Annotated in this window: 21 protein-coding genes; 2 read left to right on the forward strand and 19 right to left on the reverse strand. The window is 66.0% G+C overall.

The window, feature by feature from the left end; translation table 11 throughout:
• Positions 1–89: 89 nt before the first annotated feature.
• The 18 genes from cybH to E6C72_RS21055 all read right to left on the reverse strand — a co-directional run bounded on the left by cybH (position 90) and on the right by E6C72_RS21055 (position 17617).
• Entirely contained in the window at positions 90–848 is a 759-nt protein-coding gene (gene cybH, locus E6C72_RS20970; RefSeq protein WP_109084751.1) for a Ni/Fe-hydrogenase, b-type cytochrome subunit, read from the reverse strand.
• 24 nt (positions 849–872) lie between these two features.
• Positions 873–2687: a nickel-dependent hydrogenase large subunit gene (locus E6C72_RS20975; RefSeq protein WP_109084750.1), complete on the reverse strand. Its 1815-nt coding sequence runs from the start codon at positions 2685–2687 to the stop codon at positions 873–875.
• 2 nt (positions 2688–2689) lie between these two features.
• The gene (locus tag E6C72_RS20980; protein WP_169055253.1) at positions 2690–3763 is read right to left on the reverse strand and encodes a hydrogenase small subunit; all 1074 of its coding nucleotides are present in this window, start codon (positions 3761–3763) and stop codon (positions 2690–2692) included.
• A gap of 191 nt (positions 3764–3954) precedes the next feature.
• Entirely contained in the window at positions 3955–4503 is a 549-nt protein-coding gene (locus E6C72_RS20985; protein ID WP_109084749.1) for a HupE/UreJ family protein, read from the reverse strand.
• A 95-nt stretch (positions 4504–4598) separates the two neighbouring features.
• A complete protein-coding gene (locus E6C72_RS20990) occupies positions 4599–6086 on the reverse strand; it encodes a sigma-54 dependent transcriptional regulator (protein WP_109084748.1) in 1488 nt (495 codons plus the stop codon).
• A 44-nt stretch (positions 6087–6130) separates the two neighbouring features.
• Positions 6131–6463 (reverse strand): hydrogenase maturation nickel metallochaperone HypA, encoded by a 333-nt coding sequence (gene hypA / locus E6C72_RS20995; protein ID WP_348981134.1) that lies wholly within the window; start codon positions 6461–6463, stop codon positions 6131–6133.
• A gap of 1 nt (position 6464) precedes the next feature.
• The gene (gene hybE / locus E6C72_RS21000) at positions 6465–7301 is read right to left on the reverse strand and encodes a [NiFe]-hydrogenase assembly chaperone HybE (RefSeq protein WP_109084746.1); all 837 of its coding nucleotides are present in this window, start codon (positions 7299–7301) and stop codon (positions 6465–6467) included.
• Positions 7298–8167 (reverse strand): hydrogenase expression/formation protein, encoded by an 870-nt coding sequence (locus E6C72_RS21005; protein WP_109084745.1) that lies wholly within the window; start codon positions 8165–8167, stop codon positions 7298–7300. The genes hybE and E6C72_RS21005 overlap by 4 nt, the downstream gene beginning before the upstream one ends.
• Positions 8164–8580, reverse strand: a complete 417-nt coding sequence (locus tag E6C72_RS21010) for a hydrogenase (RefSeq protein WP_109084744.1) — start codon at positions 8578–8580, stop codon at positions 8164–8166. Before E6C72_RS21010 ends, E6C72_RS21005 begins: the two co-directional genes overlap by 4 nt.
• Positions 8581–8587: 7 nt before the next feature.
• Positions 8588–8899 (reverse strand): HypC/HybG/HupF family hydrogenase formation chaperone, encoded by a 312-nt coding sequence (locus E6C72_RS21015; RefSeq protein WP_109084743.1) that lies wholly within the window; start codon positions 8897–8899, stop codon positions 8588–8590.
• A gap of 15 nt (positions 8900–8914) precedes the next feature.
• Positions 8915–9658 carry a HyaD/HybD family hydrogenase maturation endopeptidase gene (locus tag E6C72_RS21020; protein WP_247882155.1) on the reverse strand — a complete coding sequence of 248 codons (744 nt, stop codon included), beginning with the start codon at positions 9656–9658 and terminating at the stop codon, positions 8915–8917.
• 378 nt (positions 9659–10036) lie between these two features.
• Complete coding sequence (locus E6C72_RS21025; RefSeq protein WP_109084741.1) at positions 10037–11500, reverse strand: nickel-dependent hydrogenase large subunit; 1464 nt, start codon at positions 11498–11500, stop codon at positions 10037–10039.
• A 4-nt stretch (positions 11501–11504) separates the two neighbouring features.
• The gene (locus E6C72_RS21030; protein WP_109084740.1) at positions 11505–12515 is read right to left on the reverse strand and encodes a HupU protein; all 1011 of its coding nucleotides are present in this window, start codon (positions 12513–12515) and stop codon (positions 11505–11507) included.
• Positions 12512–13867, reverse strand: a complete 1356-nt coding sequence (locus E6C72_RS21035; protein ID WP_109084739.1) for a sensor histidine kinase — start codon at positions 13865–13867, stop codon at positions 12512–12514. Before E6C72_RS21035 ends, E6C72_RS21030 begins: the two co-directional genes overlap by 4 nt.
• Positions 13868–13929: 62 nt before the next feature.
• On the reverse strand, positions 13930–14139 hold the full coding sequence (locus tag E6C72_RS21040) for a DUF1656 domain-containing protein (protein ID WP_109084738.1): 210 nt from the start codon (positions 14137–14139) through the stop codon (positions 13930–13932).
• Positions 14136–16223, reverse strand: coding sequence for an FUSC family protein (locus E6C72_RS21045; RefSeq protein WP_109084737.1), 2088 nt, complete (start codon positions 16221–16223; stop codon positions 14136–14138). Before E6C72_RS21045 ends, E6C72_RS21040 begins: the two co-directional genes overlap by 4 nt.
• A 10-nt stretch (positions 16224–16233) precedes the next feature.
• Positions 16234–17163: an HlyD family secretion protein gene (locus E6C72_RS21050; protein ID WP_247875542.1), complete on the reverse strand. Its 930-nt coding sequence runs from the start codon at positions 17161–17163 to the stop codon at positions 16234–16236.
• A 91-nt stretch (positions 17164–17254) separates the two neighbouring features.
• A complete protein-coding gene (locus E6C72_RS21055) occupies positions 17255–17617 on the reverse strand; it encodes a MarR family winged helix-turn-helix transcriptional regulator (protein WP_247875540.1) in 363 nt (120 codons plus the stop codon).
• A 566-nt stretch (positions 17618–18183) separates the two neighbouring features.
• On the opposite strand from E6C72_RS21055, the gene E6C72_RS21060 reads away from it, so the two are divergent.
• Entirely contained in the window at positions 18184–19764 is a 1581-nt protein-coding gene (locus tag E6C72_RS21060) for a diguanylate cyclase domain-containing protein (RefSeq protein ID WP_247875539.1), read from the forward strand.
• 82 nt (positions 19765–19846) lie between these two features.
• Positions 19847–20656 carry a nucleoside triphosphate pyrophosphohydrolase gene (gene mazG / locus E6C72_RS21065; RefSeq protein WP_109084734.1) on the forward strand — a complete coding sequence of 270 codons (810 nt, stop codon included), beginning with the start codon at positions 19847–19849 and terminating at the stop codon, positions 20654–20656.
• Positions 20657–20660: 4 nt separating this feature from the next.
• On the opposite strand, the gene E6C72_RS21070 is transcribed toward mazG, so the two are convergent.
• Positions 20661–21728 carry a sulfotransferase gene (locus tag E6C72_RS21070; RefSeq protein ID WP_247882156.1) on the reverse strand — a complete coding sequence of 356 codons (1068 nt, stop codon included), beginning with the start codon at positions 21726–21728 and terminating at the stop codon, positions 20661–20663.
• Positions 21729–21767 lie beyond the last annotated feature (39 nt).

Raw genomic sequence — 21767 nt, forward strand, 5'->3', positions numbered from 1 at the left:
AAATAACCCTGGAGAGCAGCGATGGTCCGTGTTCTCCAGAGTGTGCCAGGTTCAAAAAAGTATAAGATTTTCAGCGCTAAAAATTCTTGTCAGATATCATCGGCCGGCGCTTCGGCATCCTTGAAGGTGCGCACGCCGCTGATCATGGTGGAGATGATCGATTGGCGGGACATGATGTCTTCGCGCACCGCGGCATAGATGTGGACGATCACGAACAGCAGGATCGCCCACATGCCCATATGATGCCAGGTGTGGACATCCATGCTCTGGCCGAACAGCGGGATGACCCAGCCGAACAGCTTGTCCTGCCAGCTGTCCTGTCCTGCCCCTTCGCTGTAGAGCGCGAAGCCGGTGATGATCATGAAGACGCTGCCGACCGCGATCACCCAGAACATGGCGAACTGTGCCAGCGGGTTGTGGCCGACATACAGCTTGGGTTTGCGCTCCAGGAACAGGTACCAGCGCGCTTCGGTGAACAGTTCCTTCCACCAATGGCCGTTCCAGAAGGGGAAGCGGAACAGTTGCCGGGCATGGTGGTTGCCGGCGAAGGCCCAGTAGAACCGACCGATGAAGCCGATAGCGAAGATGTAGGCCGCCGCGAAATGGACGAAGCGGATGTAGCCCATCAGGAAATTGGCGCTGGCCTCGCCCGGCATTGTCGGCAGCGGATTGGCGATCAGGTAGCCGGTGACCGACAGCACCGTGATCGCCAGCGCGTTGACCCAGTGCCAGACCCGAACCGGCACCTCGTACACATAGATCGCTTTCAGGAAGCGGCCGGCCGCCGGAGCGGCCGTCCCGTCTTCCTCCGGTGTCGCGACCGGCTTCGCGTTGTCGAGAGGAGCCATGACGTAATCCTCCTCGGTTGCCGGTCAGCGCACGGTGACGCGGGCCAGTTCGGCGCCGTCGGGCGCCATGACGTGGGTGGAGCAGGCGAGGCACGGGTCGAAGCTGTGCAGGGTGCGCAGGATCTCCACCGGCTCGTCCGGACGGGCCATCGGCGTGTTCAGCAGCGAAGCCTCGAAGGCGCCTATGTTGCCCTTGGGATCGCGCGGGCTGCCGTTCCAGGTCGTCGGCACGACGCACTGGTAATTGTCGATCTTGCCGTCCTTGATCTTGATCCAGTGGCCGAGCCCGCCGCGCGGCGCCGCGACGGTGCCCACACCCTTGGCCTCCTTCGGCCAGGTCTTCGGGTCCCACTTCTCGACGTTTGCCGTGGCGGTGTCGCCAGCCTTGATGTTGGCGATCAGGGCGTTCCAATCATCCATCATCATGGTGCAGCAGTACTGGCATTCCAGCGCGCGGGCCAGCGTGCGGCCGATGGTGGTGGGCAGCGCCTGCTGCGCCGTGAAGTTCGTGCCAGCCAGCTTGTTGAAGATGCCAAGGGATTCGGTGATCTGGTCTTTCACGTAACCGACGCCCTGGGCGTAGGCCAGGATGTAGCGGGGCAGGGGGCCGACCTCCACCGCATGGCCGCGCCAGCGCGGGGCCTTGATCCAGGAATATTTGGCGGCCTCGTCCAGCTCCTTGATGTCGGTGCGGGTACCCTTGGTGTTGGCGCCCAGCTCGAACTTGGCCTGGGTCACGCCGTCCCACGGGTGCAGGCCCTTGCTCTCGTCCTCGTAGTGATACCAGCTGTGGGCGACGAACTCCTGCACCTGCGCCGGGTCGCGCGGGTCGATGGGATGGACCTCGTTCCAGTTGCCGTTCAGGATGACGCCGCCCGGCAGCTGGCAGGTCGAATGGTCGTACGGCACCTTCTCGTAATCGCCGTAATCCATGACGTTGGTTGCCGACAGCCCGCCGCCATAGAGCCAGTCCTTGTAGAAGCTCGCGATGGCGAGCACGTCAGGCAGATAGACATTCTCGACGAAGGCCGTCGCTTCCTGGATGCGGGCGCGGATGAAGTTCAGCCGCTCCATGTTCAGCGGCGCGCCCGACGCCCCGGTTCCCTCCATGTTGATGGCGCAGGGAACGCCGCCGACCATGTAGTTCGGGTGCGGGTTCTTGCCGCCGAGGATGGTGTGGATCTTGACGATGTCCTTCTGGAGGTCGAGCGCCTCCAGGTAATGGGTCACCGCCATCAGGTCGGCTTCCGGCGACAGCTTGTAGGCCGGGTTGTTCCAATAGCCGTTCTTGAAGATGCCGAGCTGGCCGCTCTCCACGAACTTCTTCAGGCGGGTCTGGACATCGCGGAAATAGCCGGGGCTGGACTTGGCATGGCGCGGCGACACCGCCTGCTGGAGGGCGGAGGTCGCCTGCGGATCGGCCTTCAGGGCGTTGACCGGATTGACCCAGTCCAGCGCGTGCAGGTGATAGAAATGGACGATGTGGTCATGGACCTGCAGCGTCTTCGCCATGATCTCGCGGATCAGGTGAGCGTTCTTCGGGATGCGGATCTGCAGCGCATCCTCCACCGCGCGGACAGAGGTCAGCGCATGGCAGCCGGTGCAGACGCCGCAGATGCGCTCGACGAAGGCCCAGGCGTCGCGCGGGTCGCGGCCCTTCAGGATCACTTCGAGGCCGCGCCACATCGTGCCGGTCGACACCGCGTTGCGGATGACGTTGTTGCTGTCGACATTCACCTCGCAGCGCATGTGCCCTTCGATGCGGGTGACCGGATCGACGACGATGCGCTTGCCGCCATTGTCGAGCGAGAACCCGTTCGGGGTCTGGACGATGCCCATGGTCAGACGTCTCCCTTGTGCTGCGCGCGCTTCAGGGCGCTAACCGCCGCGTGGGCGGCGATGATGCTGCCGACGCCGATGGCGGCGGTGGTGCCGATCTGGTCGGCGTTGGCCTCGATCCCGAACTGGAGGATGTCGGACTGGCGGGCATACCAGGACCCTTTGTCCCAGAAGCCGTCCTCCGAGCAGCCGATGCAGCCGTGGCCGGACTGGATGGGGAAGCTGGTGCCCTCGTTCCAGCGGACGGTGGAACAGGCGTTGTAGGTGGTCGGCCCCTTGCAGCCGACCTTGTAGAGGCAGTAGCCCTTGCGCGCGCCTTCGTCGTCGAAGGATTCGACGAACTGGCCGGCGTCGAAATGCGGCCGGCGATAGCATTTGTCGTGGATGCGCTGGCTGTAGAACATCTTCGGCCGGCCCTGGCGGTCCAGCTCCGGGATGCGGTCGAAGGTCAGCATGTAGGTGATGACGCCGGTCATCACCTCGGCGATCGGCGGGCAGCCGGGAACCTTGATGATCGGCTTGTCGGTGATGACCTCATGCACCGGGGTGGCGCGGGTCGGGTTCGGACGCGCCGCCTGGACGCAGCCGAAGGACGCGCAGGAGCCCCAGGAGATGATCGCCTTGGCGTCCTTGGCGACCTTGCGCAGCTGGTCGGTGAAGGGCTTGCCGCCGATGATGCAGGACATGCCCTCCTGGTTCAGCGGCGGATTGCCTTCCACCGCCAGGATGTAGTTGCCCTTGTACTTCTCCATCACCTCGTCGAGGATCGCCTCGGCATGGTGGCCGGCCGACGCCATCAGCGTGTCGTCATAGTCCAGCGAGATCATCGACAGCACCACGTCCTTCACCAGCGGGTGCGCCGAGCGGATGAAGGATTCGGAACAGCAGGTGCATTCCAGCCCGTGCAGCCACAGCACCGGGGTGCGCGGCTTGGTTTCCATGGCGTGGACGATCTGCGGGACCAGCTCCGGCCCCAGCCCAAGGGCTGCGGCGGTCAGCGAACAGTATTTCAGGAACGAACGGCGTGTGATCCCCTGCCGCCGCATCACCTCGTAGAAGGTTTCCAGCGTTGCCATCGGTTTGTTTTCTCCCGTCGGGCGGCACCGGCGTGCGAGGGGCCGGTGCGCTTCTCCGCGGGTCATAGGCAACAACCGTGCCGTAGTACGAACATTTGGCAAAGCAACGATTCTGAAACCTGATTGCCGCTGAGGCTGGCAAGTCCCCGGCCGAAAGGACGGCTGGGGTGTAAGGAGAGTTGCCGGTCCCGTCAGGCGGTCCGGCGATCCTCTTTCGGCCGGCCGATCAGGCGATGGATCGCGTAACCGAGCGCCACGCCGACGGCATGCAGCCCGGCGGTGCTGGCGAGGAAGCCGGCGGCATAGCCCAGCGCCGCGGCGTCGGCTGGCATCTCCGCCCCATGGGCGAAGCCATGGAACAGGCCGAAGCCGCCGGCGAACAGCACGCCGATCAGGCCGTTGCGCGACATCGGCATGATGCACAGCAGGGCCAGCACGACGGTGGAGGCGTAGATGGCCGGTTCCACCAGCGGCAGTTCGACGCCGGTCAGCGCGAACAGCCCGCCGGCCAGCATGGCGGCCAGGAACGCTCCCGGCACCGCCAGTACGGCGCGTCCGCCGATGGTGGCGCCATAGACGCCGACGGTGACCATGGCGATCAGGTGGTCGAGCCCGCCCAGCGGATGGGCGACGCCGTCGATGAAGCCGGCTCCGGCGAGATGGCCCGGGTGGGCGAGGGCAGGGGTGGCGGCAAGCGCGATGGCCGCGGAGACGGCGGCAAGACGGGTGAGTTTCGACATATCGAACGGCTCCTCGCGGTTCTTGTGGTTCGGTGATTTCTTCCTCTCCACTCTGCGGAGAGGGGATTACGTGCGGGAGAGGGAGATAAAAGTGTTCAATGCCGCTGTGCCGGCCCGCGCTCGATGCCGTAGCGCTCCAGCTTGGCGCGCAGGCCCATGCGGGACAGGCCCAGCTCGTCGGCGGCCTTGCTCTTGTTCCAGCGGCAGCGGACCAGCGTTTCCATCAGGATGCCTGCCTCCACCCGCTCGATCCGCGACTTCAGCGGCCCGCCCTGGCCGATCAGGTCGAGCGGTGGCAGCGGTCCGTCCTCCGGCGAGACGGGGCGGGTGTTCAACGCCGCGCCGCGCAGCACATGGTCGGACAGCAGGTCGGCACCCAGCGTTTCGCCCTCGCACAGCACCAGCATGCGCATGATCTCGTTCTGCATTTCGCGCACGTTGCCGGGCCAGCCATAGGCCTCCAGGCAGGTCAGCGTGTCCGGGGCGAAACCGGCAACGGGCTTGCCATGGGCGGCAGACAGCCGCTCCAGGATGTGTCGGGCCAGCACCGGGATGTCGTCCGGCCGGTCGCGCAGGGGCGGCATGGTCAGCGTCATGGTGCTGAGTCGGTAATAGAGATCCTCGCGGAAGCGGCCGGCCTTCACCTCGGCGGTCAGGTCGCGGTGGGTGGCGGCGACGACGCGGACATCGACCCGCCGCGTCTCGTTCGATCCGACCGGCCGGATTTCGCCCTCTTGCAGGAAACGCAGCAGCCGCACCTGGAAGGCCGGGCTGATGTCGCCGATCTCGTCGAGGAAGATCGTGCCGCCGTCGGCCTGCTCCAGCAGGCCGATGCGGTTGCTGTGGGCGCCGGTGAAGGCGCCCTTCTTATGGCCGAACAGTTCGCTTTCCAGCAGCTCGTCCGGGATGGCGCCGCAATTCTCGCAGTAGAAGGGCTGGTCGGAGCGCGGGCTGCCGTAATGGATGGCGCGGGCCAGCAGTTCCTTGCCAGTGCCGGTCTCGCCCAGCACCAGAACCGGGACGTTGAAGCCGGCGACCCGCTCCGCCTGACGGCAGACCTCGTCCACCGGGCTGCCTTCGGCACGCACCAGCCCGTCGAAGCGGTAGGACTGCCGCACCCGCTCCCGCTTGGTTGCCAAGCGGGTTTCGGCCAGCGGCGGCAGCAGCTTCAGCTCGCTGGTCAGCCGGTCATGCTCTCGCTGCAACTGGTACAGCTTCGCCGCGTTGCGGGCGGTCAGCAGCAGATGGTCGGGATGCCAGGGCTTGGTGATGAACTGGTGGATGCCGGCGGTGTTGATGGCGCCGATGATGTCCTCGGGGTCGATGTAGCCGGTTATGACGATGCGCACCACGTCGGGCCAGCGTTGGCGCACCTGGGTCAGGAACGCGACGCCGCTGACCTCCGGCATCCGCTGGTCGGAGAAGACGACCTGGATCCATTCGCTTTCCAGCAGGCGCAGGGCCTCCTCCGCCGAAAGGGCGGTGAATACCTCGAACTCCTCGTCCAGCAGGCGGGCGATGACCTCGACGGAGCGCGGCTCGTCGTCCACCACCAGGATGCCGGGGCGGGCGGGGTCGGTCATCGCACAGGGTCCTTTCTCATGCGGCCAAACTCATTCGACAACACTCACTCGACCTCAAGATCCTTGATCGTCATCTCGGTGCCGCCGTTCGGGTGCAGCCGGCTGCCGCCACAGTGTGGGCAGGGTGACAGCCGGTCGTCCAGATCCACCGTGTCGTTGCAGTCGAAGCACCAGCCACGGCCCGGCACCTCCAGCACCACCAACTCCGCCCCATCGGCAAGCGAACTGCGCGTCACCACGTCGAAGCCGAAACGCAGCGCCTCCACCTCCACCCCGGCGAAACGGCCGATCTCCAGCCGGACCCTGCTGACGCGGTTGAAGCCATTGACCCGCGCGGCCTCCTCCATCGCCTGAAGCAGGCTTTCGCATAGCGCCATCTCATGCATCCGCAGCGTCTCCGGTCCCCATGCCCAGCAACGCGCGGCGCGACGGGCGTAGCGGCTCGGCCGGGACCGGATCGGGATCGGGCGGAGGCGCCAGTTCCTCCTCACGCCGGCGTCGGATCTCGGCGGTCTGGGCGCCGTCTTCGCGAATGGCGGGATCGAACAGGGAGACCAGAGCCGCCGAAGCGGTTTCCGTCGCCTGGAGCATCGAGGAGAACTCGAACATCGGGGAGAACAGCGAGCAGGCCTTGTAGGCGCCGACCCCCTTGCGATTGGCATGGACGAATTCGTACCAACCGGACGGAAACTCGATCAGCTCCTTCGTGCCCGGCACGAGGTCCGACCACTCGTCGCCTTCGCCGGGCAGCAGGACGAGGTTCAGGAACCAGGGCGTCACCAGGGCCCCAAGCCACCGCTCGCCATGGCGGCGGAAGCCGACCGCCTTCACCGCCAGAGCGTCGTTCACGATCGGCATGCCGCGCATTTGCGCGGTGTGGATTTCGCGAAAGGCCGCCTCCAGTCGTGCAATGGCCTCGGTCGGCAGGGTGGGGCCTGTCACCGGCGCCACGACGACAGCGGGCGGGACGGGCGTTTCGGCAACTGCCGAGTCGCCATCCAGCGCCATGAACTGGTCGCGGGCACCGTCGCAAACCGGGCAGCGCCAATGGCCGGGCAGGGCGGCAAAGCCGGTGCCGGGTGGCACCTGCCAGTGCTCGCAGCCTTCCGCCGGGTCGTAGACATGCCAGCAGATCTTGCACTCCATCCGCGTTGCCGCACCGATCCGCGTGGCGTCGCCGAGATAGGAGCCCTCGAAGCGGGAGGCGGCGCTCATCGCACCCGCTCCAGATCGGTTGCCAGGGCGTCGAGGATCTCGGCCAGCCGTTCGGCGCTGTCGGCGATGTCCTCCACCGCGGCACAAACCACCGCCGGCACGTCGACGATCTCCACCGTATCGAGGATCAGCGTGTCGACCGAATTGTAGTAGCGCACCCACCAGACATTCGGCGTCGCGGTGGCGGTGACGCGGCAATTGCCATAGCCGCGCGACAGGATGGTGGTGGCGCCTACACCCAACCGCTGCTCGATGAAGGCCAGATCCTCGGGCGTATGGGGCAGCAGGCTGAAATTAACCGCGTGGGATGCGTCCCCGCGGCGCCAGGCGGTGCTGCGGTCCAGCAGTTCCGTCAGGATCGGCTGACCGTTCATCAAACCCGCTGGCGCCGGGCCGGTCACGACCGCTGCTGCGGCGGTGAAGGCGCGGTTCAGCGCCACCCGGGGGAAGGCTCCGACCAGCAGACTTTCACGTGTGCCGCCATCGCCGAAGGCCCGCACGCGCCAGACGCCAGCCAGAGATGCCTCCTGAATCTCCAGCCGATCGCCGGCCCGTTCCACCTTGACCGCCACCTCCCCTTCGCCCAGCGCCTCGTCGACCAGGGCCAGGACGGGAGCGTCGAGACTGTCGACCGGAATGCGGATTTCCTCGCCGGCCGACCAGCGGGTCAGTGCTTCGTGGATACGGGTCAGCACAGCCTGGGCGGCGGCGGCGCGGGCGGCGTCCACGACCTCCGGCAGGTGCGGTTCGTAAACGCGCATGCCCGAGGGCATCGGCAGATACTCCAGCCCTTCCTCGCTCGCATCGGGCTGGCTGCCGGGGCCGAAGCCGACCGGCGGGTGGGTCATGCCGAACAGGGAACTCATGCCGCACCGCCTTCCAAAATCTCGCCGATCCGTTGCAGATAATCGTCCCAGTCGCGCACGCGCGGGATGCTGCCCAGCAACCGGTCGCCGCGCAGGAAGACCAGGGCCGGCAGGCTCATCATCCCGGTCAGCGCCAGGATCGCCCGCTCCGCTGCCTCGCCGGCCACCGCCGGGGTCAGGCGCGGATGCAGCGCGCGAACCAGTTCCGGCAGGATGACGGCGATGTCGGCGGTCTCCGCATTGCCCTTGCCATGGCCGGGCAGGAAGACCACCCAGTTTTTCGCCGGATCGTCCAGCCACGGCCGGTCGTCGGCATGATCCAGTCGCGGGTAGCCATGACTGTCGGTCAGCAGATCGACCAGCGGCGGCAGGGACAACCGAGGCTTGGTCGGTTGGGGGGCGAGGTCGGTCATGGTGGCGTCAGGCCTCCGTCAGGCCAGCGGCGCGGGCCGCCTCCAGGTGGGGGGGAAGGGTCGGTTCGCGGCCGGTCAAGTCGGCGAAGGCGCCGTCGAGCCGTTCCCCATCCAGCGCCGCGGCCATCGCTGCCAGCGCGTCGAGGATTTGTGCGGCCTCGTCCGGGGCCAGCAGACGGCGTGCAGTTCCCAGGAAGCCGAGCACCCAATCGCCGGGTGCCGCCTCCGGGACAAGCGACAGATCGATGACCGTTCCGCCATCCGCCCGGCCGGCCACGCCATCGACCGCAGTCACGCGCAGGGGAATGCCAATGCACATGGTCGGGCGCTCCGCTCAAGTCTCGGGGGCCGACAAGACCGCCAGAATGCGGGCATCGCCGATGCGACATGCATCTTGGGCGCTCGGCCGTCCGCCCTCATAAGCGTCGCGGGCGATGGCAGGGGCGGCGATGTCGGAGGCGGCATCACGTCGCGTGCCCTCGATGCCGAACTCGTCGCGCAGAAGGGTAAGGATGACCTCGATGGTCGGAGAGACCTGGGCGGCAACGGTGTCGGTCAAGCCGCCGCCGTAATCCTCCAGGCATTCAGGCTGGACGCCGACCAGGATCAGCTTTTGCGGGCAGCGGCCGATGAACATGGCGCTCGCCAATACTTCCTGAAAACCCGTCTGGTGGAGGCTCATCTTCTTGGCGCCCAGGAAGGCTGGAACGTCGTCACCATGGAAGACCCGGCGGGTGCCGGGCGGCAGGCCATAGTCGATGGCATCGACGACGATCAGCGCGTCGGCGCTTTCCAGATGAGGCAGCAGATACAGGCCTTGGGTCCCGCCATCCATCAGGGTGACGGTGTCGGGAAAGCGCCAATCGGCGGCCAGACGTTCCACCGTGCGGACGCCGAAGCCCTCGTCGGCCCACAGGATGTTTCCAATGCCCAACACCAGGATTCGCGCCGCTTCATTACCGCCTTGGTTCTCCGCCAACTCCATTCCCGTGCCCCGGCTTTTTGTCCCATGCTGCGGCGTCCCGCCGCTGAACCATTGTTCATACAAGCTCCATGCCAGGATCTGCGGTTCGGTCATGTCATTGATTGGACTGTAAGTTTCTGCACCTATCGCTCGATGTGGCAGCGATTGTGGACATCAACATTGCAGCATACGTGGCAAGTGGCAACTTGGTTGCCAGCTTGGCTGAAAGGTTGCCGCTCGGGGCACAACAGCGATTGTTCGCGTGCATCGAACGGTGAAATCAGGATCCGTGCGTTTATCCCGACCCTCCACAGGATTAGATCTCCTCCAACAGGGCGGAACAATCCCCCGCCCACCGGAGGTTCAAATGGCACGCATGGTTTCCCTGCTGATGTTTGTCGGCGTTATGTCGTACGCAGCGTTCATCGCGTCCTGAGAATTTTTCTCAGACAATACTTCTCGTTTTTTCTGTAGGTAATTGATAAATCTCGCTTAGTGAACAGTGCAGACCATACATGGATCGAAAGAACGCACGATGTGCTGCACCGACAGCGGTGTGCGCTCTCCCTCCCGAACCGGTGCGCCGACCAGAGCCTGCTCCACGGGGCCTGGCACCCCGTCGATATCGCGTGGTGAGAAATTCCAGGTCGTTGGGGCTATGATCTGGTAACCGGCGATCCGTCCCCGCTCCACCCGCAGCCAGTGTCCCAGCGCTCCCCGCGCCGCTTCCGTCAATCCGACCGCCTGGGCGTTGTCCGGCATCCCCGCCGCCACGCACCAGGGAGCGGCCGGGTCGATGGCACGCAGCCAGCCTTCCATTGCGTCGGTGGTGCGGGCCAATTCCAAAAGGCGGGCCACCACACGGCTGTGCACCGATCCGCCATCCCGGGCCACCAGCGCCCGGATCAGCGGATGGCCGTCCACCAGTTGCCGGGCAATGGCTCCGGTCTCATAAGGCAGACCGGCCAGCCGGGGCGCCTTGCACCAGCTGTAGCCCGTCTCGTCCATCCCATCCGGTACGGTTGATCCGGCGAATGGCGGATGCGGGCGGTCCTGCCCGGCCATGCGACTGAAACGGTGATGTTCCGCCACCTGTGTCGGGTCGAAAGGCGCGTCCTGCCCTTCGGCGAATGCACCGCGCCGGTAGAGATGTCCGCCCTCCAGGCCGGCATAGGCACCGTGGCTGAGGAAGCGGCCATAGGCGCGGCCGAGATGCGCGAGGTCCAGATCCTCGGCGATCTCCAGGAACAGGCGGAAGTCGCCGGTAGGACCTGAAACGCGCCAACGCTCCAGATCCTCCAGCGCGGCGAGCGCCAGCACCCGCTCCAGCGGCGCGCCGAACAGGCTCTCTTCTAGGAAACGGCGGAAGCTGCGGATTGTGGCGAGCAGGCGCACCCGGTCGCGCACATCCACCGCCCGGGTGACGCCGCCGGGCTGGAGCGTCAGCGTGTGTGGCCACTTGCCGCCCAGGATGCCCAGAACATGGAAAAGCTCTGCCCTGGTCTCAGTGGCTCTGCACACGGCATTGCCCTGGGCCGCCTTGAACCTTGTCTCCGCCCGCTCGAACCAGGGCCGTCCTTCATAGGCGGGCCGGGCGAAGTCGGGCATGAAGAACAGATGGAAATGGGTCAGATGGTCGGCGACATTCTCGGTCGCCGCCATCAGGTTGCTGGCAAGCAGCCCATTGTGCGGCACCTCCAGCCCCATGACGCCGGCAAGAGCCAGCGCCGCCGCATGGCTCTGCGAGACGGAGCATATGCCACAGATGCGCGGTGCCACCACCAGCGCGTCCATTGGGTCGCGGCCCTCCAGAATGCGCTCGAACCCACGGAACAGCGGCGAGTTTACGTAGGCAGCAGAGACACTTGTGCCGGATATCTCAAGCCGGACCTCAAGGTCGCCTTCCACGCGGTTGAATGGGCCGACGATCAGGCGGCGTTTGGGCTCCTCGCTCACCGGGTCAGCCTTTCCGGTTGGGGCGGACGGTGGGGGCGACGACGATGCGGTCGGCGGCGGCATTGCGGCGCACCCTCTCCGGCGTCGCCGCCTTGGCGAGAGAGGCCAGGGCGACGAACCACGCCTTCGGCATGTCGGTGGGCAGGCCGATGGGGATGCCGGCGAATTTCGGCGTCTGCTGGAACGGGTGTCCAGGCTCCTCGAATCCCGGAGCGGTGCAGTTGATGCAGGCATAGCCGCCGCGGGTGCAGGACCCCTCTCCGTTCCACAGGCGGGTGTTGCAGTCCGCATGCGCCTGGGTGCCGAGACACCCCATATGCTCCATCAGGCAGCCGAGATCCGACGGCTTTTCCGCACTGGCCTTGTACTCGTAATACTCGTTGCGCGGACAGCCATGGTGGACCAGATGGTCGGCGTAGAAACGCGGACGCTGGTAGACATCCAAGTCTTCGGCGGACAGTGCATCCTCTGCCAGCAGCATCAACGTTTCGGTTACCCAATTGGGATGGGTCGGGCAACCGGCGACATTGATGACCGGCAGGCCGCCGCGTGCACGGAATTCCGTGCCCAAGGCGCCGCCACGCCGGGTGCCTTCAAATTGAAGACCACAGGCGTCGGCAATGTTCTCGCCTCCTGCGGTGATACCGCCGAAGGCCGCACAGGTGCCGACCGCCATAACGGTGTCGGCGACGGCGGCCAGATCGCGCGCCCAGTCGATGGTCGCCCGTCCGGTTCCCGCCAACACATGGAAGCGCCCGGTGCCGTTCGGTCCGCGCAGCAGGGATCCTTCCACGCACAGCACGTCCAGCGGTTCCGCTCCCGACAGGATGCGCTCGAACAGCTCCACAGCCTCCGCTCCCGTTTCCTCCGACAGGCTGGGGTGCCAGAGCAGGCGGATGCCGGCGGTCTCCAGCAGCGTCATCAGGTCGGGGGATTCGGCGCAGAGCAGCGACATGGTGCAGCCGCCGCAGCCGCCTGATTGCAGCCACAGCACCGACAGGGAGCGCGCTCTCATCGTGTGGCTCCTTCGCGCTGTCCGGCGGCCGGCAGGGTCAGGGTGAATTGTGCGCCGCCCTCGGGGTGGTTGGCCGCCACCAGCGAACCGCCATGGTCGCGCACCAGCTGGTAGCTGATCGACAGACCGAGACCCGTGCCCTTGCCGACCGGCTTGGTGGTGAAGAAGGGATCGAAGACACGGGCCACGATCGCGTCGGGAATGCCGTGGCCGGTGTCGCGGATGGTGACGAAGACCTTTCCATCCTGCTCCCTCCCATGCAGCTCCAGCCGTTTGGCCGTGGCGCCGGCCATGGCGTCGATGGCGTTCTGAACGAGGTTCATGGCGACCTGATGCAGATGGCCGGGATGGCCGGCGATGTCCAGCGTGTCCGGCAGGTCGAAGACCACGGTCAGGTCCGGCATCTGCGCCTTGGCGACCCAGGTGACGGCCGAGCGGAGAAGCGCCGTCAAATCAAAGCGTTCCGAGGCGTGCTTCTGTTCCGACGAGAAGCGGCGAAGTTCCGCCACGATGTCGCGCACCCGCTCGGTCCCCTCCAGCATGCCGTCCAGCGTCGCCGCTGCGTCGGCGCGGGCGCGGTCGATGCGCAGTTCCTTGCGCAGGGCCGCCAGTTCCGGCGCGGCGGTCCCCTCATGCACTCGGTCCAGATAAGTGGTCATGCGGTCGACATATCGGCGCATGGCGTGGGCATTGCCATAGACGAAGGAGATCGGGTTGTTCAGCTCATGCGCGACGCCGGCGACCAGACGGCCGAGCGAGGCCATCTTCTCAGAGTGGACCAACTGCTGCTGGGTCTGCTTCAATCCCTCATGGGCGGCAGCGAGGTCGCGGTAGGCACGGCGAAGCTCTCCCACCGGCCGGCCGACCAGGACCAGCCCGATGGCGTGGCCGCGCTGGTCGTAGCGCACCGTGCTGTTGACCGCGACCGGGAAAGGGCCGGTGGGGCCGCGCAGGGACAGCTCCACGTCGCTGACCTCCTCGCGCTGGAGGGCGGCGCTGCACAGCCGGGCGAAGGCCGGGTGGAAGGCGGGATCGAGGAAATCGCGCAACGACCGTCCGGCCAGCTCGCGGCCTGACCAACCCAGAGCCCGTTCGGCCGCCCGGTTGGTCTGCTCGATCCGGCCATCGCGGTCGCAGGCGATCAGAACGTCAGTCATGGAACCGAGAACGCTGGCGATGAAGGCCTGCGCCTCCTCCAGCTCGGCATTCTTGCGCTCCAGTTCCACCTGCTGCGTGACGAGATTGGCATAGGTCTCGTCCATCTTCCGGATCACCTCGATCCAGGCGCTCTCGGCATCGGCATCGGGTGTCATGCCGGGCATGGAAAATGGCTGAGACAGCGGGGCGGTCATGGCGGGCAGACTATCATGCCGCGCGGCGCCGTGGTGTGAGGGATTTCAGGTGGAAGGAGAGATCAGGCGGACCAGATGGACCATAGGCCGGCAAGGCCGCTCAGCACCAGCACATAGAGCGCGAAGTCGAACAATGGCGCATGCCAGACCCAGCCATAGGCACCGACGGCGCGCAGCCCCCGGCGCAGCAGAGCCGATACCGCCCAGGCGAGCACGGCCAGGATCAGCAGCGGCGGCAGGAACAGGCCGTAGACATCGATTTCCCCGATCATGCGCGTGCCCTTTTCGGATGAATTATCTGATGAACCGGGTGCTGCGTCTCCAGTGCCGCATCCGGGAACAGGCTGCGCCGCAGCGAGGCCAGCGCCACCAGGGCGCGGTCGCGCTCGGGGCAGGGCGGGGCGGCGCCGATAGCCGACAGAAGATTGTCCATGCTGTCCAGCAGTCCGGCCGGCGCCGGATCCGGCCGCTTGGCCGACAGGGCACGGAAATGGTCGGCGACGCCGCGGAGAAGCCGCTCCAGCGCTGCCCCGCCGGCACGGCCCAGCACTGGCCGCGCCCGCTGAAGCTCCACGATGTTCAGCCCGACCCGCAGGTCCCGCACCGCGTCGATGGCGTCGACATCCACCGACCCGCCAGCCTGCGCCAGCCGGGCCGACAGCAGCCCGACGCGGTCCAGCATGCGGCTTTCGAAACCGTCGTTCGCCGGTACTCCGCGGGTCCTCGCCAGGGCGGCGATTTCGCGCCAGCCGATGTGCAGCATGCGCCGCGCGCTCCAGGCCGCACCGACCGACCGGCACATGCGGGTGACCAGCATGGCGGTGACGATGCCGACGATCTGCCCGGTGCTGCTGTTCAGGAAGGAAGCAAAATCGCCATTGCCGGTGTCGAGCAGGCTGAGCGAACCACCGACGCCGAAGATCAGCGCCATCGCCTTGCCCATCGTCGCCGGCCGCGCGACGAAGATGCCCAGCGTCACCAGCGTCGGCGCCAGACACAGCACCAGCATCGGAAAACTGTCGAAGGACGGTAGAACCACCAGCAGATAGAAGGCCGACAGCGGCAGCGAGGCCAACGTATAGACCAGGAACAGCCGGATGCCCGGCACCGGATCGTCGAAGGAGGCGAAGAAGCAGGTGAAGACAGCCACCATCATCGCCGCCGCCGAGCCGGACGACCAGCCGGTCAGAATCCAGAAGGCGCAGATGACGGTGATGCCTAGCAGGGCCGCCGCCGCCGACCAGGCGGCCATGCCATGATCGAGGTGGAAGACACCGCGCGAGCGCTTGCGGGCCAGCGGGTCGAGATGGTCGGGCAGGGCGTGGTCACCGCTGGCGATATGCGCCCGCAACTCCCGGCAGTCGCGGTGGATTTCCACCAGCGACCGCAGGCGGCGGATGAAGCTGAAGCGCGTCGCCGCTTCCCAGCCCTCCGTCGCCTGCGCGGATTCAGTCGCTTCCAGGCGGTCGAGCCGGCCGATCAGCCGGGCGGCATCCGCCGGATCAGCCTTGGCGCCGGCGGCGATCCAGTCCCGCACGGCCGACACCACAGGCGCCACGTCCGGCGGCACCGCGCCGTCCGGGCGGCGCAAGGCGCCCAGACGGTCATGGACGGCGGTCAGCACCGGCAGCAGATAGACCATGCGGTCCTGCAACGCCCGCATCGGCCGGGTCATCCAGCGCAGGTCGGAGGTGTCGTAGGGCAGGTGGGTGGTCATCACCCGCAGTTCGGTCAGGTCGGTCGCCATCTTGTGGCGGTCGCGCAGGCGCGTGTCGGTGGTCACCTGCTCCAGCGCATCCAGCGTCCAGCGCTCGGCATCGCGCAGCGATGCGTCGAGCTTTCCAAGCAGGACCGGGCCCATACCGCGCGGCAGGATCACACTGTGGATGACAGTGGCGCAGACAATGCCGAGGATGATCTCCTCCACCCGGGCTAATCCGGTGTCGAAGATCGTCTCCGGGTTGGCGACGCCTGGGAAGACAATCAGGCCGGCGGTGTAGCCGGCCAACATAAAGGCATAGCTGCGGGGCGTGCGGTCCAGCAGCGAAATGAACAGGCAGCCGCCGACCCACAGGCCAACCGCCAGTGACAGCAACTCCGGCGCATTGACCAGTTCCACCGTCAGGACGATGGCGGCGATGCTGCCGGCGACGGTTCCGGCGACACGGTACACCGCCTTCGACCGTACGGTGCCCGACAGGGGGCTCGACACCACATAGGCGGTCAGCATCGCCCAGAAGGGCCGCGGCAACCCCATGCCGAACGCGATGTAGAGCGCCAGCATTGAGGCAGCGAACGACTTCAGCGAGAAAACCAGCTCGTCGAGGGAAGGGGCCAGAGACGGCGCTTTGGGCATGGCGGCGCGCTCACTGCCCGGCCGGCAGCTGGGCGACCTTCGGCGAGCCGGTGGGAGCGTTGCCGAGGGTGCCGATCACCGACACCGTCGCGGTGCGGCCGGCGACCAGTTGCAGGCCATCCGGCACATCGTCCAGTGCAATGCGCACGGGGATGCGTTGGGCCAGCCGCACCCAGTTGAAGGTCGGGTTGACATTGGCGACCAGCCCGGTGCCCTCCGCCCGGTCACGGTCGACGATGGCACGGGTGATGCTGTCGACCCGGCCGCGCAGATCGGCACCGGCCCCCATGATCCGGACGGACACCGGAGCACCGACACGGATGCGCGGAAGCTTGGTTTCCTCGAAATAGCCCATGACATAGAAGGAATGGCTGTCGATCAGCGCCACCACCGCCTGCCCGGCGGCGACATAGTTGCCGGTTTTCAACTGAAGGTTGGTGACATAGCCATCAACCGTCGCCTTGACCTCCGTCCGGTCCAGGTTGAAGCGGGCGAGGTCGAGCGCCGCCTCGGTCTGCTTGGCGGTGGCGGCGGCCTTGGACATCGCCGACGCCACCTCCTGCTTCTGGGCGGTGGAGACGACGTTGGTGCCCAGCTGCTCGTACCGGCGCGCCTCGGCGGTGCGATAGGCCAGTTCGGCCTTGGCACTGTCGAGGTTCGCCTGCGCCTGCTCAACGGCCAGCCGGTACCGGCCGGGATCGACGATGAACAGCACATCGCCCTTGTGGACCAGCTGGTTGTCGGTCACCCGCACGTCGGTCACCAGACCGGCGACATCGGAGGAAACCTGGACGATGTCGGCGCGGACACGGCCGTCACGGGTCCAGGGCTCGTTCATGTAATAATCCCAGAGCCACAGCCCACCGCCGACCGCCGCCACGGTCATCAGCAGGGTCACGGCGATCCGGGCCAATGCCCGGAAGGAAGGAAGAAATGTCAAGGTCTTGATTCCTCAATCACCGCACCGATGCCGGAGATGCTGCGCGGCAGGTGCCGGTCGCGGCGCATCCACCGGGGAAACACGGATGCGGTCAGGTCTGTTCACGCTTGGCGTTGGCTTCGATGATGGAAAGCACGCGATAACAGGCCTCCACGTCGGCCTCCGTCGCCTCTGCCATCAGCCGCTGGCGGACATCGTTCAGCGCCTCGTTCACCTGCACCAACAGGTGCCGGCCGGCATCGGTCATGTGCAGAGTCTTTGCCCGTCGGTCGCAGGCATCCTCGCGCCGCTCCAGCAATCCGGCCGCTTCCAGCCCATCGAGCAGACGGACGAGCGACGGACCTTCGACTCCCATCTCCTCAGCCAGTTCGCGCTGCCGCAACCCGTCGCCGAGTTCGGCCAGCAGCATCAGCGGCGCGATGGCCGAGGTGGAAAATCCGCTGTCCGCCAGCACCTTGTTCGCTGCCCGCCGCCAAAGATGGGAGGCGCGGAACAGGTGCAAGCCAAAATTGGGAGGAAGGCGCAGAGCCTTATCTTGTAGCATTCCTATTTAATAGCCTTGCTATCTAAATTCGGCAAGTGGCCAGGAACCTATCCAAGGCCTCGCTCATCGCATGGCTGGTTTGTGGCGATGCAAAAAAATATAAATTTCCATAATGATAGTTATGCGTATTTTTCGCATACGAGAAGTCAAACTTCCATGAACGCAACGAAGAGATGTCAACGGTCGGGCAGAATTTCGATGACATGGCCGGGTTGCATAAGGTGGACATAGATTTTACAGGAAAAACTGGAATTTTCGGAGTGCCGCAGGCATAGGATCCCTTCGATTGGCTATGTGAAGGATTTCGGTGCGCCAATACCAACGCTGGGCATTATGGCGCAATTGCAAATCCACTCATTTCGGCAGAATGAATAGCTGTGGCTTTGCGATCCTGGAATCTCCGACTGTTCCGTCCGTTTTGGAATGACATGTTCATTGGGTCCCCAAGAAAAGCCATAGTGAATATGTGGGGCGGTATGGGACTGCGCATCCGCCTTGAAATTTTCATCATAACCGCCTTCTTGCCATTGGTCGGCCTTGTCCTGTCGCTGTACCTACAGCAATGGAATGCCGATATTGAGCATGCCCGCCAGCGCGTTCTGATGCTTGCCGAGCAGGGCGCTTCCCAGCAGGCCGATGCCATAGCGCGGGTGCGCGAGACGTTGCAGACCTTGATCTTGATCCCAGCGGTCCAGCGGCACAGGTCCGAGGATTGTGGCCCGCCCCTGCGGAGAGTCTTGTCCATTCACCTCTGGAGCACCGGATTTGCCGTGGCCGCGCCCGACGGCCGCATCCTTTGCCGAACATTACTCGGCGGAAGTCCGGTGACGACGGTGGCCGATCAGGACTATTTCAGGCGGGCGGTTGCCACGAAGACGTTCAGCACCAGCAATTTTCGTGTCGGGCGCGGCTCCGGCAAACCTCTTCTGGCCGCCGCCCTGCCCATTCTGGACGACGATGGAGAGGTCGAGGCGGTTCTGCTGGCTGGGCTGGACCTCAAATGGCTCGGCGACCTGTCGAGCGCGGCTGCGGAGGCTCCCGGAACCACGGTCACGCTGTTCGACGCACAAGGAACGATCCTGGCGCGCGAGCCGGGGCCGAGCCCCCTGATCGGCAAGGCCATGGCCGGCCATGCGGTCACACTTGCGATCTTCCAGGCCGACCACGGCATTGTCGAAAGTGCAGGCTTCGAAGGTCACCCACGGATCATCGGCTTTGCAACGCTGGAGGATACCGGCGGGCGGATCGCCGTCGGGGTTCCGCGCGATCTCGTGCTCGACAAGGTGAACCGCAAGATGATGTGGGGCATCGCGATTCTGGCGGGCGTCGTCGCGACCATCGTCGTCGGCGTCTGGTTTCTGCTCGACATCCTCGTCCTGCGCGGGCTGCGTGATCTCCAGCAGTCCGTCACCGACCTGTCGGCGGGGAGGATCGATTCCGCCGCAAAGAGCGCCGCGAACGGATTCCGGACACGGGAGATCGACAGCGCCGCGCAGGCGATCCACGACATGGGCGCCACTCTGCACGGCTTCGCCTACAAGGATCAACTCACCGCCCTGGGGAATCGCCGTTATCTGGAGGCCAAGATCCGGGAGTTGGCCGACCTGCCGCCCGGCAGACGCATGACGGTGGCGGCCCTCTGCATCGACCTGGATGACTTCAAGCCGGTGAACGACCGCCATGGTCACCACGTTGGCGACGCCGTGCTGGCTGAGGTTGGTCGACGGCTTCTGCACTGCGTGCGTGACGGCGACGAGGTCATCCGGCTGGGCGGCGACGAGTTCCTGGTCTGCCTTGCCCTGCCGCAAGCCGACTGGCTGACGCCGCAGGACGTCGCCGCCCGGATCATCGCCTCGCTGTCATCTCCAATAAGGCTGCAAGGGGTGGAGATCGGAATCGGGTGCAGCATCGGGATGGCGCTGTGGCCGGTCGACGACACGGATTTCGACACGGTCCTGCGTTATGCCGATCAGGCCTTGTATGCAGCCAAGCACAACGGACGCGGGCAAGTCGGTCTGCACGGGCGGCCGGTCGCGGCCGACGGCGGTTCCGCATAGGCTGCCCAGTCCACTTCCACCGTCCGCCCTGCTCGGTTATCGTCGCGGACTTTCCCCTCCCCGCAATCGGAGACGGCACGACATGAACCGCAACATCGACCGGCTGATCGACGTGATGGCGCGGCTGCGGAATCCCGACGGCGGCTGCCCGTGGGATCTGGAGCAGACCTACCGCTCCATCGCGCCGCACACGATCGAAGAGGCCTATGAGGTCGCCGACGCCATCGAGAAGGACGACAAGGTCGCCCTGCGCGAAGAGGTGGGCGATCTGCTGTTCCAGGTCGTCTATTACACCCAGATGGCACGCGAAGAAGGCCTGTTCGACTTCGACGAAGTGGCTGGCGTCATCACCGACAAGATGATCCGGCGCCATCCCCATGTCTTCGGACCGGAAGAGGTGACGTCGTCGGACCAGCAGACCTCGCGCTGGGAAGACCACAAGGCGGCGGAGCGGGCGGCGAAGGCCGCAGAGGAAGGTCGGGCGCCATCGGCGCTTGAAGGGGTGATCGCCGGGCTGCCGGCGCTGACCCGGGCGCTGAAGCTGCAGAACCGTGCGGCGCGGGTCGGCTTCGATTGGACCGATGCCCGCGACATCCTCGACAAGATCGAGGAGGAGGTTCGCGAACTGCGGGCCGAGATGGATGCCGGTTCGGCACAGGAACGCGTAGCCGACGAGTTGGGGGACCTGCTGTTCGCCCTGGTCAACCTCGCCCGCCGGCTGAAGGTCGAGCCGGAAGCCGCCCTGCGCGGCACCAACGCCAAGTTCGAGCGCCGCTTTCACCGGATCGAGGCGCTGCTCGCCAGCGGTGGGCGCAAGCCACAGGACGCGACACTGGACGAGATGGAAGCGCTTTGGCAGCAGGCCAAGCGCGAGGAACGCGGCGAAGCCTGACGGCTCAATATCCCCAGCGGTCGAAGGCGAAGGCCCACTGGCGGCGCACCGTCCGGCGGGCCGGATCCTCCAGATCGTGCCGGGCACGGCGATAGCCGCGCACCTCCGTCAGATACCGCTCCATATTCGACTGCACCGGCGCGAAGGGGCCAAGTTTGAGTTCTTTATAGACCTCGGCCAGCGTCTTCAGCGGGTTGGCGACGAAGCGGTCGTAACGGATCTCGACCAGCCGGCCGGGAGGCAGCAGCGCCCGGTCGCGGTCGAACCGCGCCATCATTGCCGGATAGAGATCCAGAACCAGCCCATCCACCGCCCGCGGATCATAGGATTGCAGCGACAACTCCCGCAGCAGGGTCAGCATCATGCGGCAGGTGGAACTGAACACCTCGTAGGGGTTCCGGTGGATGTGGACGAAAACCGCGTCGGGGCGCAGGGCCAGCAGTTCCGCCAGTTTCGGCGTGTGGGCCGGATTCTTGATCAGCAGGCGCCGGCCGCCGCAGCAAATCTGCATCTTGGTCAGGTAATGCTCGATCCGGCGGCGCCAAAGCTGGACAGCCTCCGGTCCGCAGCCCTCGAACAGCACGCCCCGGCGGAAGGCCCGGTGCAGGTGTTTCGGGAAGAAAATGCCGTGGTAGTAGGACAGCGGCTGCATCAGGGCCAGGGCCAGTTCGTCCTCTTGCGGGGAAGTCGGGTCGACCGGCATGGCGTCGATGATGCGGTCGGGCGGCAGCCATTCCTCAAGCCGTGATCGCCAGAAGGAACTCAGGCCGAGGAAACCCCAAGGCAGGCCGACCGTCAGCGGATCGGGAGCGGCAAACCGCGGGTCTTGCGCCAGCAGGTTCAGCAGATGGGTGGTGCCGCTGCGCCAATGGCCCAGGATGAACAGCGGCGGTGGCCCTTCGGCCCTGCCCTGCCCCGCCAGCCGCTCGACCCGCCGCCGCTCCAGCAGGTCGAGGGGAGCGCGGACAGCGGCGGCACCGGCGGCTGTCGCGACGCGGTGCAGATGCAGCGGCCCGACACCGCCGCCACGGCGCAGCACGCTTGCCAGTGTTGCGGCGTCTGCGCCGGCCAAAGGGTGGAAAATTCGATGACCGTTGCGGCGTAGCCAGGG

The sequence above is a fragment of the Azospirillum sp. TSH100 genome, from assembly GCF_004923295.1.
In the GTDB taxonomy this organism is placed as follows: Bacteria; Pseudomonadota; Alphaproteobacteria; order Azospirillales; family Azospirillaceae; genus Azospirillum.